Genomic DNA, 12,571 nt, shown 5'->3' with positions numbered 1-12,571 from the left:
AAATGGGATTGAGTTTTTACTCCGCAATTGATTGTAGGATTACTGCTTAAGCCCTAACTATAAAACAGTGATAGACATGGCTAAGAAAGATAGTAGTAAAAGCACTCAAAATCACCTTGTGATGGATTCTACAAAAGCCACACAAACTAGTAAAAAAAAGGATAAATCGAAAGCTGATTTGTCTGAGCAGCTACTAGGGCAAGGTAGTAATGATAGAAATAATGCGCAAGATCATTTGTTGCTAGAATCATCGAAGCGCAAAAGGAAGTCTAAAACCTCAGATTTGACTGAGAAGCTTCCAAAGCAAATTTATGAGAAGGAACTCAATCGGCTACACATCGAACTAGTCAAATTGCAGGAATGGGTAAAATATAAAAAGCTTAAAGTTGTTGTTTTGTTTGAAGGTCGCGACGCAGCTGGTAAGGGCGGTACAATCAAAAGAATTACCGAATGCCTGAATCCTCGTGTTTGCAAAGTCGTTGCTTTGGGAACACCTTCTGATCGCGAAAAAACTCAGTGGTATTTTCAGCGCTATGCTGCGCATTTACCTGCGGCTGGTGAGATGGTATTGTTCGATCGCAGTTGGTACAACCGTGCTGGAGTAGAGCGAGTGATGAATTTTTGCACCCATGAAGAGTACGTTGAGTTCTTGCGTTCCTGCCCAGAATTTGAATGTATGCTTCAACGAGCAGGAATCATCTTGATTAAGTATTGGTTTTCTGTAAGCGATGAAGAACAGGAAAAGAGATTTCAAGAACGTATTAAGAATCCTCTCAAGCGTTGGAAGATCAGTCCGATGGATTTGGAAGCAAGAGCTAAGTGGGTAGAATATTCTAAGGCGAAGGATGACATGTTCAATGCTACGGATATAAAGCAATCTCCTTGGTATGTGGTCAGTTCTGATGATAAACGGCGAGCTCATATCAATTGTATTTCTCATCTGTTGAGTCAAGTTCCTTATGAGGATTTAACCCCTGTGAAGATTGAACTTCCTCCTCGCCAACATGAGATGGATTATGTAAGACCACCAATGCGACTTCAGAATTTTGTACCTAATATCTCTCTTTCTAAAAATACAGATATAGCAACATAAGAGATAGATAGGACAATTCAAAACCCAAAAGATGAGTGGCAGCGCGAAGCTCTGCCACTCATCTTTTGGGTTTTATGTCCTAAGCAAAGCTTACATTGCTATAGTTCTACAGAAAATTGAGAACAAACTAGCAATTAGACAGCCGATAAAAGCCATGCTAAGCATGGCTTTTATCGGCTGTTTTGGATTTAAGTCATCCGACAAAATTGACCTGAATGTAATTTAATTTCCCCAAAATCAGGAATCCATGCTGCCCAATGACCATCGGGATATTGACACATCAACAATGCTTCATCGTAACAACTATAAATCGGTGGTTCTAACAAAGTTACCCATGTAGAAGGCAAGGGAATTAGGCACTGAGGAGAAGAGTTTTGCCGAATATTCCTAGTGGTTTTGGTTGGTTGTTGACGTGTGGTGGTTTTCATAGCTTTATTTCTACAATTTATCAAGTAACTTTATTTATCAACTTGTAAAGCAATTTCTTAAGTGCTAATTTTAGATTGCAAGAACAGAATATGTCATGGAACTATTATATACACGATTTTTAGTATTAAAAGATACAGAAATGCTACTAAAAGTTGAAATTTTAATTTCGTTTACAAATTGCATTAATTGCCAGCAATTCTTTTAATAAAAAAATCGGGTTTAATAAGTGACAAAATGCGGTTAGAATCTTGCCCTATAGCTGTTTTTAATTGAGTGTACGCTCATTTAAATACAAAAAAATCAAGCCCAGTAAGGCTTTTGAGTTTAGAGTTTGATTTAAAAAAACTCTAAATCGCTATAGTTTGTGGATATCTGGTGACCTGAATGCGCGATCGCCATTATTGGCAAGAAATAATTAGCAAGCCTTGGTTGGTTAATTACCCAAAAATTCAACAAATTGGGAAGTTAATTGCGCGGCAATTTTTTGGGCTGAGATTAGTAATCGTGGCGATCGCGATATGCTGCGGCTTAGCGCTAAGTCAGGTGGCTCCTGCCAAAGCTCAGTCTGTGGATGAGCTAAAAAATTATCAAAACTTTGTCGATCAACAACGTCAAATCATCCAGAAACAACAAGAGCAGATTAACGCTCTCACTAAGCCTGCTCAATCTCGGCTGGATGCATTGAAACGAAATGTACGCGTTACAGATGCTCAGATTAAAGACAACGAGAAAAAAATTCGGCAAGCAAGAGAACAACTCCAAACACTCAATACAAAGCTCCAAGAACTAGAGTATGACCTCAATAAAAGACGCGGTGCAACTACGGCGCGATTGCAATATTTGCAAAGGCAACAACTACAGCGTTGGTGGGTAACCCTCCTCAGCAGTCAAGATCTGAATCAATTTGCCGATCGCCGTCGCCAAATTGAGCGTATTTATGACCGCGATCGCAAGCTCCTTGCCGACTTGTCTCAGAGATCCAATCAAGTCGAAAAGCAACGCAACCAGATAGTTGCTCAAAAAAATGAAATTGAGTTATTGACCCAAAAGCTGAAATATCAAAAATCTAATATTGAATCTGAAGCTGTTGCTCAACAAAATACAATCGATCGCCTAAAGAGCGATCGTCAAGCCTTATCTCAAGCGGAAGATCGCCTCGCTGAAGACTCGCGTCGTCTATCGCAAATTATTCTGGCAAAAGTGCAGCCCTATGATGGACTAATTCTCCCCCCAGGGACTGGACAATTAATGTATCCAACGATTGGGCCAGTGACTAGCAACTTTGGTTGGCGTACACATCCAATTTTGGGAACTGAGCGCTTTCACTCTGGCATCGATTTTGGAGCAGATTATGGCAGTTTGATTTATGCGAGTGAACATGGTCGAGTAATTTATGCGGATTGGTATGGCGGCTATGGTAATGCTGTGATTATTGATCATGGCAACGGCATGACCACGCTTTACGGACATTGTAGTGACCTATATGTCAAAGATGGCGATGTTGTCGTTAAAGGTCAACCAATTGCGGCAGTTGGTTCGACGGGCTTTTCGACGGGGCCACATTTGCACTTTGAGTTGCGTGCAAATGGCGAGCCTATCGATCCCGCCGCTTATCTCTAGAACGTAGTGGCAATTCATGAATTGCCACTACGTTACTAATTACCAAACATCGGGCAAAATTGCACCTTGGAAATCAGTGGTTTCGGTATTTGCTCCACTAAAATTAGCTTTGCTCAGATTAGCACTGGTAAACTCAGCCCGATTAAGATCAGCACGACTTAAATCGGCTCCAATAAAATAGGCTTCACTACAGTTTGCACCGCGAAGATCAGCTCCAATCAGATCGCAGCCACAGAGGTTAGCACGATAGAGATTTGCACCGATTAAATTTGCCCGCGTCAAATTTGACTCACTAAGATCAATATCTACCAAGGTCGCACCAATTAAATCTGTACCAACCAAAGTCGAGACATTGAGATTACTGTGAGATAAATCAGCTTCACTCAAGTTTGCTCGACTAAAATCAGTTCCTGCAAGGTTAGATTCTCTTAATTCGGCTCGGCTTAAATTTGCACCAATGAGAATTGCACCAATCATGCTAGCTCCACTTAAGCTAGACATATTGAGTTTTGTTGTTGATAAATCAGCATGATCAAGCTTAGCTAAACGCAGATTCGAGCCTCGCAAGTCTGCTCCACTTAGATTTGCATGGCTAAGATTAGCTTCACTTAAGCAAACCATACTTAGATGGGCTGCTCCAAGATTTGCATTCTTAAGATCTACTCCTCTTAGATTTGCCATACTCAAGTCCGCACCGCGCAAGTTAGCAGAAGACAGATTTACGTTATGCAATTTCGCACCACGCAAATTAACCATGCTCAGGTCGATCCCCGTCAGATCGATTTCTTCAAGCTGAATTTCACTAAGATCAACGCCACGAATATCGGGATGGGATTCTCTCCATTTGTTCCAAATATTTGCACCTTGATTAAGCAGTTTTATAAATTCGTCTTTTGCCACAATTAATTTACTCGGACAGCTAGTACAGTTTCAGATTTTATAAAGCTAAGTTTTACCTTATAAATTTTAATATTTTCGTTCTTGAGGTGTAAAGCGATCACGATCAAGCAATTGCAAGCTCATATCAACTGAACGATCACTAGTGTTTACCTTACCACTTTCCAGATAGCCGAGTGTATGTTTGAGATAATTCGCATCATCCCGTTGGGGATAATCTTCACGGGAATGTGCACCGCGACTTTCTTGGCGGGACAAGGCACTGGACATGATAATCTCGCCCACTGTAAGCAAACTTTTTAATTCGATCGCTTGCATTAATTCCATATTAAATACGGAACTACGATCGTCAACGAGTAAATCATGATCGTAGCGATCGCGAATAATTTGCAATTTCGCTAAGCCGTCTCTCAATCGTTGATCATCTCGAAAAATGCCGCAATGCTCGGTCATTGTGTCTTGAAGTTGTTGACGAATATCGGCAATGCGCGAATTACCTTGCTTTGACAACACGCCTTTGAGCTTAGCTTCAGCGTCAGCAAGATATGGGCGCGGATCGAGTTTGGGCATGGGGCGATCGCTGACATAAGCACCAATTTTTTCGCCTGAGCGTTTACCAAAAACCACGCATTCTAGTAATGAATTTGCGCCCAAGCGATTTGCGCCATGTACAGATAGGCAAGCACATTCTCCTGCTGCAAAAAAGCCTGCGATCGCCTTGCTATCAACCCCAATTACTTGACAATCGATATTAGTGGGAATCCCCCCCATGGAGTAATGTGCAGTTGGACGCACAGGCAAAGGATGATCGATGCAGTCCACACCTGCCAAGCGCAAACCCTCTTCACGAGCAAAGGGAATCCGACTTAAGATTTTCTCTCGACCTAAATGACGCACATCTAAATGCACATAGTTACCGCCATTAATACCTCGTCCTGCCATAATTTCACAGGCAATATTACGTGAAGTGATATCGCGGGGTGATAGTTCCATCCGATTTTTGCTGATCGGATAATTTGCCATAAAGCGATCGCCTAGATCATTAATCAAATAAGCTCCTTCACCGCGCACAGCTTCAGAAATTAATACTCCAGCAGGATATAAACCCGTGGGATGGAATTGCACAAATTCCATATCTTGCAGTGGTAAGCCAATATTTGCGGTCAGACATAAACCATCCCCTGTTGACGCAAAATCGTTGGAAGTCGTATTAAAGACTCTGCCATAGCCGCCCGTAGCCATTAATACCGCCTTTGCTCGAAATACTTCTATCTGCGAAGTTTCCAAACAATAAGCTACAACTCCCTTTACTTCCGTTCCATTTGTGGCATCTTCATAAATCAATTCCATTACATACCATTCTTCATAAATCTTGCCGCCCAATCGCCGCAGATTCATCACTAATTCGTGCAAAATTGCATGACCAGTTTTGTCCGCTGCATAGCAAGCGCGGCTATTAGTATGTCCGCCAAATGCTCTTTGCGAAATCTTGCCATTTTCAGCCCGTGAGAAGAGAACTCCTAAATGTTCTAAATCAATAATTACTTCGGGAGCAGATTCTGTCAGAACTTGAACGGCATTCTGATCGGCAAGATAATCGGAACCTTTGACAGTATCAAAGGCATGGGTGAGCCAGTCGTCATTATCAACATTTTTGAGTGAAGCTGCGATTCCTCCCTGTGCGGCGACGGAATGAGATCGAATCGGATGTACTTTAGAAATGAGCCCTACGCTATGGTTGGGATAGTTTTGGGCGATCGCTAAGGCAGCCCTAGAGCCAGCTAATCCACCACCGATAATTAATACATCATGTTCGATCATATAATTTTTTTGAAGATTTTTTAAATTATCCGCTTAACCACAACTACCACAGTCACCCGCACCACCACAATCTAGCCCTCCACAGTCTAACCCACTGCAATCCATTCCTAATAAACAGTCAGCATTGCCACAGTTTAAATCAGGACAGCTTAAATCAGGACAACTTAGATTAGGACAACTTAAATTGGGACACTCAATCGCCTCGCAGGGATTTTCACAATCGCGATCGCTTCCACAATTGTTGGGAAATACATCAAGTCCATAGCCACAGTCAGAACAATCAATATAATCGCAGTTATTACAGTTATTATCTCCCACACCAGAATTGTTGTTATTGTTGGCTTGCTTTTGTTGATTTCGTCCCCATTGTGAGCCACCAAGTTTCTGTTTACTTGATTTACCCATATCTTCAGGATCTTCAGACACATCAGGATTTTCTGGATCGCCTGATTCAATGGCTGCGGTTGTGATGGGTAACCGACTAGCATAATACTGGCAACGCGCCTTAGATTTTTCTCTGCGTTTTTTTAAAATCTCATTAGCTTCTCGACATTCATGAAATCGCCCCTTTGCATTGGCGATCGCTGTCAAGATCCCCTCTTCCGCAATCACTTGCTTAAAATATTGCGAACAGGACTCGCATCCATACAATACGCGATGAGCGCAAGAAAAACCTTTATGAGGTGAAATAAACTTTTGATAGCCACTAATGGCGGTAACGGCCAAGCCCCGCGTTGCCCCATTGATAATATTGGCGATCGGAAGTTTTACAGGGATTCTTGTCTGCATTTGTCGCCGTTATTTAGTTAATTAACCAGTTTGGCTATGATACAGGAGCCTTTAGGCTAGACTCAACAAATCTTAATAATTCTTTCAAGAACTTGATTTGCATTATCTTCAATACCATTCCAATTATGCTGTAGTAACGATCAATCGCCTATCTCATAAACCACATCAATAGGGTTAATGTAGGGCTACAAGATATGCGATCGCACTTCAATTAAAAGAAATAGGGTGATACCGTACGACTGATTAGGGTGTTTTTAAGTTGATTGAATAACATTGCCAATCATCTGAGCAACTTTACGCTCTGTCCAATAGCTTCCGTGAGCTTTACCACCATTAATGACTGGTAAAATAGACTTTCCAAGTAGCCCACCGATCCAACTACTTGGACTCATGACATCTTCAACACTGACAATATTTTGGTCTTTGTCTAAGTCCAAGAAGAGTGGAATAACGCCCTTTAAAGGATATGCAATTGGGTCGCCAGGATGAGCATAGTTTTTCCACGGTAGAGGCTTATGAAGCTTTTCCTGAAGTTTTTCTAGAAATTCTTTAAGTTTTGGAGTAAGGTTAAAGGAGTTTCCACCCTGAATATTTACCAAGTTGAATAAAGCGATAGGAGAGCCCATAGTATGAATACTCGCCAATGGAATACCAAACTCTTGCTCTGAATCAGTTCCGACACCAAAAAATCCTCGGCGCATATTCTCAATCAATTGACGTATTTCGATAGCTACAGCATCTTCCTCCCAGCGAGAGGAAAATAAAATATCAAATAGAACAACAGTACCCCAGCTATGAGTTACAAGATGGAGGCGATCACCATCAGGTGGGTTCTTGAGTTGTTCGAGTGATAGTCCAATTTGGTTAACAGCTTGCTCAGTAAGTTGTTCGACAATTGCTTTACTGACAGTTCGGCTAAGGTATAGAGCCGCATCGCCCACAAATGGCAGGAATTGAGTAGTTCGGAGATCTTGAAACCAGAATTCTTTCCATTGGGGAGATGACTCCAATCCCTTAAGCAGAGTGTTGGTTGAAGACTGTCCAACATTGCCCCAATATAAAATGACAGGCTTTAAGGTTCGAGAGGAATCTTTAATAGAGGCTTTGATGTTCTGGAACATTTCATTAGCCTGTTTATTATAAGCCGCTTCATTGCGAACATTAACGCCATGAATAAATACAATATAGTCTGTAGACATTTTGACTCTCCTTATAAATGCAAAGAATTTTGTAAGAACGGAATTGTCTAGGATTTAGTAGGACTTTCTACTTGTGAACATAATTTTAAAAATTATTGTTATGCCCTGCGATCGCCTCTAGTACCTCATACATTACACCACCTTCATAACTACCCAAGGAGACAAACCACTGATTGCGATCGCGAGTTTACATGACATATCATTTACTACTTAATGAATTGTATGAAAATCAAAATCAAAAATTAAAAGGTTATTTCCAAGCCAAAACTGACGAGAGTACCTAAGTCACGAGTCGCTCACCTCAATGAATCAGAATAGTTCCATATTCGTGATCTTTCATAAATTGATTGAGCTTCTCGATAGCTATTTTCTGGACGAAAGCACGAAGAATTCGCGAAGTTATGGGTAATAAGGTAAGGAATAGCGAGGGAAACCCCAAAGCCATCTCAAAAAACTTAAAATCCGAGATATGACCGAATGTATCTATTTGTTCAACAATCTTGTCATTTTGAAGCACAAAGCGCGAGTTGATTACAAACTCATTAGTTTCGCTCGACTTCTGGATTTGTGTTAATCTTCCCAGCTACAAATTTCACTTGCATTCCAGTATTATAGGTGGCTCCAGCTTTTGTGATCTGATCGATAGAGATGATGTAAGCCAGTGATGTGTCTGGTTTAAGCCAAGGGTTAAAAGCTTCACCAAAGTCGAGGGTGTAGGAATTATTGGCTATGGCAACTCCAGAAGGAGGCTGGATTCTGGGCGTGATCGCATAAGTCAATTTTTTGAGATTATCCCCAATTTCGTTACTGTTACGTTCGTAGAGACTAACTGTAATATTAACTTGTCTTAATTCATTTAAGAGGTTACCTCGATCTTCTAAGTAGATTTTGGTGGGGTCTCTAAATAGATAGAATCCCTTAAATTGAAATTGTTGCAGGCGATTTGGATGAATCCCATTTATTATTTTTACAACGGTTGTATCTTTTTGGTTATCCACAGTCGATTCCAAAGTACCAGGAATAGCTATGTCTAGTGTTCCTGAATCTGTAATGGTAGCCTTCATCGCTGGATCGCCAAGATCTGTAAAACTCTTTTCTGTAGCCCAAATGACACTTAGAGATTGCCGTTTAGTATCGAGAAGTGTATACGAATCTGGAACATTTGAGCCTTGTGATAATAATTGCCTCAGTCCATTCTTATCCAACCAATTATTTTTAACAAATTGAATGGGTTTGGCTGATAACGTAGATATTTTTTCAGTATGGCTGATTTTCTCTGTAGGAATGGTGCTTCCCTGCACTAGCCAAACACGACCGTAAGCACCGAGGGAACCATCATTACCATTTCTGCCATTCTGACCTTGATCGCCATTTTCACAGATGTACCGATTCTGTCGAGCAATGCCAATATAGTTCCAACTATAACGATAATTTTCATCCGATCTTACGGGTTTCGGTCTGGCTTCCTCTCTGTTGAAATCATGATTGCTAGAACAGCGAAAAGTTTTCTGTTGGACAGCTTGCCAAGGTTGTTTTTCATTTTTAAGAAGTTGCGATCGCAATTCCCATGTACAGTAACTAATCTTCCATGCTGGTTGTTGACAAGTGCAACCCGATCCGCCCTGCCTGCCTATGCCTCCACGGCTGGGGCGACCGCCATTGTTTTTAAGGAGAATATTTTTCAATTGCGAGAGTTCGTCAAAATAGATGGTAGCATTGCCACCATTTCCACCGTTGCCTCCATTTCCGCCATTACCTCCATCTCCACCTCTTGCGCCTTTGAGGTTAAACTCAATATCCCTCACATCAGGTTGCTGGCATTGAGAAGCATTTTCGCCTAACAAAGCATTTTCGCCATCATCACCGTCACTCCCAGACAAGTCATAGGCGATCGCTTGATTGCTTGCTCTGATTATTTGTTCTTTTCCACTTAGACCACTGCGTCCATCTCGACCATCTGTGCCGCTACGACCAGAAACACCAAAAGAATTTGACTGAGCAGATATGCTTGTGACAGCAAAGATACTAAGGATTAATGTAAGTAGAGAAAACTTGAGTAATATTTTCCCAACAATTGCCCCTGTTGTACTCAGTCCAAACAAAAGCATGAATTTTTGAAGTTTCATAGTCGATCTTGCAAAATAAAAGTATCTTAAAAAGTGAGACATCAAAACCTAGTTCACTTCCCAGATTTTGATTGTGCGATCGCTGCCAACACTGACTAGAATTTTGCCATTAGGACTAAAGCTTATAAACTGGATTGTCTGGTTGCTATGAGCAATAGTTCGGTTCGGTTGCTTGCTATTTTTAAAATCCCAAAGCCTAATTGTTCCCTTTTCATCGCCAAAGGCTAGATATTGACTATCAGGGCTGAAAGATAGAATATTTATTGAATCTTCAGATCTTTCATCTACGAACTTATACTGGGGCAAACTATTTACTTCTGGTTGCCAAATAAATATATTGTTTAGGGCGATGATCGCAATATTCTTGCTATCAGGGCTAAAAGCTATATAACCACCAAGGCTCTCCAAGGTAAATTTAGCGCTCTCAAAGATAAATTCATCTTGCTCTAACTTATTCCCTTTTGATTGTAAAGACAAAAACTTGGGATTGTCGTTAGAACCGATATTGTGAATTGAAAGACTGGACGCATAGACAACTTGCCTACTTTCACGGGGATTAATTGCGAAAGTTTGGTTGCAGGTTGTACCAGTTTTAGAGCTTAAACTGGCTTTGCTGTCTAGTTGGCTGATTACTTTTCCTGTTTTGAGGTCACGGAACTTTGTTTGGCATGTGTTAAAAACTCTTTGGCTGGTGATTAGTGTATTGCCATCAGCATTAAAACGAAGGTGATCAAAACCACCACCAAAGCGACCAAAGCCGAAACCAGATGACTCTGAAGATTCTAATGTACCTTGATTTTTGCCTGTGGATAGCTCCCAGACTTGAATTGCGCTGCCACTCGTACTTCTAATAGTCTGTGTTGACGAACCGCCAAGGTTACAACTCCAACTGAAGCTACCAGTTCCACTGTTTGAGGTGCAACCTGATGAATTGCTTTGAGTAGTTATATCTAATCCAGAACTCCCAGTAATAAAGGTTTGACGATCGGGACTAATCGCGATCGCTTTGATGTTTGCATATTGACTGTCCAAGAGTGAGAGTTTTTTGACATCGCCAGTTTCAAGGTTCCAGACTTGCACATCGCCGTCACTAGCGGTGACAAGGGTTTTGCCATCTTGACTGATATCACTTGCCACAATTTCTGATTGGGCTTCGAGGCTGCGTAAAAAACTCAGACTTTTTTGTTTAGGTTGAGTGGATTTCTGGACAGTTGGTGAAGGGGCTGCTTGAGAAAATGTATCTTGTACGGCAAGAGTGAGGCTAGTAGCAATGAGGCTACTGGTAAGCAGGATGGTTTTAAAATATTTTTTCATTAAAATTTTATAGATTATTGATAATTGTAGGGTGCGTCGCATTTTATTAACGCTCCTACAAGATCGGCGATCGCACTGTGTCAACACGAAATGGCAAACAGAATATTTATTGCCTTGTATTGCTAAGCCGTAAGCAAGTTTTAAAAGAAAGTCTGTCACCAAATTTCTTGCCATCAGATATACGAGTCAAGTAGAACCAATCTTGAAACTCATTCCCAGTACAAACCACTTCAGAACTTGAAGCGCTTACTGCTTGCTGGCACACAGTTAGCGATAACTTCTCGCTAAAATCGCCAAACTGTTTGTTATCGGCAATCCTTGTAACGTAGAACCAGTTTTGAAACTCATTGCCAGTACAAACAACTGAGTTACGTTGAGATGAAGCTGAGTTACTTGTCCTACAGACTAAGTTACTAGCTATTGATTCAGCGTTAGCCGTTTCTGAGACTCCGTTTAAACAAGTTATGTTGAAGGAACCATTAGAATTCTGATTCATAGACCTTATGTCTTGTATTCCAGCAAAAGCAGGAGATGGAATAGATAAGATAAAGAAACAAGAAATGGCTAATTTTTTCATTGCAAATGCTGATGTGATGGTAAAAATAGCTTGTTCGCTAATGATCTGAACGAGATCTGCTACATCTATGTGGGGGACTATCAGAATGCGGTTAATACTTGATAATCTTGAAAAGGTGCGTTACATTTTATTAACGCACTCTTGTATCGTCGCTGATAGTATTGCACCAGAAACCTTATAATGAGGAGTGATCGAATTAATCAGTTAGTTAGCGGTTCTAGAACTTGTACTGCTGGCAGATTTTGTCTCCTCCTACAATCCTTGGTAAATCTACACATATATTCGGGTAAGCCCTATTTGCCATAATATCTGATGGTTTGAATGAACCCTCAACGTACGAAGTCACGTCATAAACTGTAGCTGAGTACAAAAAGTTTTTAGTGACATGGTAGTGACGAAGCTTAACTCTATAGTTAAGATTAGTCCCATCAAAGTCAAATCTTTCAACGGTTGCTGTCCCACGATTTCCTTGAGCAAAATAATGAGTCGCAAACGCTTCAAAGTTCGATTTCATTGAATCTACTTGCTGTGGAGAGACGCTTCCTTCAACTTGCTGTGAAGAGACGCTTCCTTCAACAGCTTCAATTTTCCATTCTTGGTCAGGATGTGACACACAATCCCAAACATTAGGCAATCCACCGTTCTGAGTCGCATTGCTTTGTAAATTCAAGCACTTGCCCCAATTCCTATTCTTGATTTTGACAAA

At 40.9% G+C, this 12,571-nt stretch carries 11 protein-coding genes; 2 read left to right on the top strand and 9 right to left on the bottom strand.

Annotation, left to right across the window (positions count from 1 at the left end; genetic code table 11):
- The first annotated feature begins 76 nt into the window (after positions 1-76).
- A complete protein-coding gene (gene ppk2 / locus PseudUWO311_RS21620; protein ID WP_223807681.1) occupies positions 77-1,093 on the top strand; it encodes a polyphosphate kinase 2 in 1,017 nt (338 codons plus the stop codon).
- Between the two features lie 188 nt (positions 1,094-1,281).
- Here the strand turns inward: ppk2 and PseudUWO311_RS21615 are convergent, their stop codons facing one another.
- Positions 1,282-1,521 (bottom strand): hypothetical protein, encoded by a 240-nt coding sequence (locus PseudUWO311_RS21615; RefSeq protein WP_142657304.1) that lies wholly within the window; start codon positions 1,519-1,521, stop codon positions 1,282-1,284.
- Positions 1,522-1,906: 385 nt separating this feature from the next.
- Here PseudUWO311_RS21615 and PseudUWO311_RS21610 point away from each other — a divergent pair, with 385 nt between their 5' ends.
- Entirely contained in the window at positions 1,907-3,142 is a 1,236-nt protein-coding gene (locus PseudUWO311_RS21610) for a murein hydrolase activator EnvC family protein (RefSeq protein ID WP_142657303.1), read from the top strand.
- Positions 3,143-3,181: 39 nt separating this feature from the next.
- Here the strand turns inward: PseudUWO311_RS21610 and PseudUWO311_RS21605 are convergent, their stop codons facing one another.
- The 8 genes from PseudUWO311_RS21605 to PseudUWO311_RS21570 all read right to left on the bottom strand — a co-directional run.
- The gene (locus PseudUWO311_RS21605; RefSeq protein WP_190303606.1) at positions 3,182-4,042 is read right to left on the bottom strand and encodes a pentapeptide repeat-containing protein; all 861 of its coding nucleotides are present in this window, start codon (positions 4,040-4,042) and stop codon (positions 3,182-3,184) included.
- 66 nt (positions 4,043-4,108) lie between these two features.
- Positions 4,109-5,860: a succinate dehydrogenase/fumarate reductase flavoprotein subunit gene (locus PseudUWO311_RS21600; RefSeq protein WP_142657301.1), complete on the bottom strand. Its 1,752-nt coding sequence runs from the start codon at positions 5,858-5,860 to the stop codon at positions 4,109-4,111.
- Positions 5,861-5,893: 33 nt separating this feature from the next.
- Positions 5,894-6,649, bottom strand: coding sequence for a membrane protein insertion efficiency factor YidD (gene yidD, locus PseudUWO311_RS21595; RefSeq protein WP_142657300.1), 756 nt, complete (start codon positions 6,647-6,649; stop codon positions 5,894-5,896).
- Between the two features lie 254 nt (positions 6,650-6,903).
- Complete coding sequence (locus PseudUWO311_RS21590) at positions 6,904-7,848, bottom strand: hypothetical protein (protein WP_142657299.1); 945 nt, start codon at positions 7,846-7,848, stop codon at positions 6,904-6,906.
- A 542-nt stretch (positions 7,849-8,390) separates the two neighbouring features.
- Positions 8,391-9,974, bottom strand: coding sequence for a hypothetical protein (locus PseudUWO311_RS21585; RefSeq protein ID WP_142657298.1), 1,584 nt, complete (start codon positions 9,972-9,974; stop codon positions 8,391-8,393).
- A 48-nt stretch (positions 9,975-10,022) separates the two neighbouring features.
- Entirely contained in the window at positions 10,023-11,288 is a 1,266-nt protein-coding gene (locus PseudUWO311_RS21580) for a WD40 repeat domain-containing protein (RefSeq protein ID WP_190303605.1), read from the bottom strand.
- Between the two features lie 106 nt (positions 11,289-11,394).
- Positions 11,395-11,784, bottom strand: coding sequence for a hypothetical protein (locus tag PseudUWO311_RS21575; RefSeq protein ID WP_142657296.1), 390 nt, complete (start codon positions 11,782-11,784; stop codon positions 11,395-11,397).
- Positions 11,785-12,082: 298 nt separating this feature from the next.
- Positions 12,083-12,571 (bottom strand): RICIN domain-containing protein (locus PseudUWO311_RS21570; protein ID WP_142657295.1); only part of this gene is annotated, 489 nt, incomplete at its 5' end.

This window comes from Pseudanabaena sp. UWO311, assembly GCF_006937785.1.
Taxonomy (GTDB): Bacteria; Cyanobacteriota; Cyanobacteriia; order Pseudanabaenales; family Pseudanabaenaceae; genus Pseudanabaena.
Note: the sequence above shows the minus strand (reverse complement) of the source record. Positions and strands in the feature narration are given on the sequence as shown.

Coding starts and splice junctions, on each gene's coding strand:
- PseudUWO311_RS21610 (WP_142657303.1), top strand. CDS start 1,907: ATGCGCGATCGCCATTATTGGCAAGAAATAATTAGCAAGCCTTGGTTG.
- ppk2 (WP_223807681.1), top strand. CDS start 77: ATGGCTAAGAAAGATAGTAGTAAAAGCACTCAAAATCACCTTGTGATG.
- PseudUWO311_RS21575 (WP_142657296.1), bottom strand. CDS start 11,784: ATGAATCAGAATTCTAATGGTTCCTTCAACATAACTTGTTTAAACGGA.
- yidD (WP_142657300.1), bottom strand. CDS start 6,649: ATGCAGACAAGAATCCCTGTAAAACTTCCGATCGCCAATATTATCAAT.
- PseudUWO311_RS21590 (WP_142657299.1), bottom strand. CDS start 7,848: ATGTCTACAGACTATATTGTATTTATTCATGGCGTTAATGTTCGCAAT.
- PseudUWO311_RS21600 (WP_142657301.1), bottom strand. CDS start 5,860: ATGATCGAACATGATGTATTAATTATCGGTGGTGGATTAGCTGGCTCT.
- PseudUWO311_RS21580 (WP_190303605.1), bottom strand. CDS start 11,288: ATGAAAAAATATTTTAAAACCATCCTGCTTACCAGTAGCCTCATTGCT.
- PseudUWO311_RS21585 (WP_142657298.1), bottom strand. CDS start 9,974: ATGAAACTTCAAAAATTCATGCTTTTGTTTGGACTGAGTACAACAGGG.
- PseudUWO311_RS21615 (WP_142657304.1), bottom strand. CDS start 1,521: ATGAAAACCACCACACGTCAACAACCAACCAAAACCACTAGGAATATT.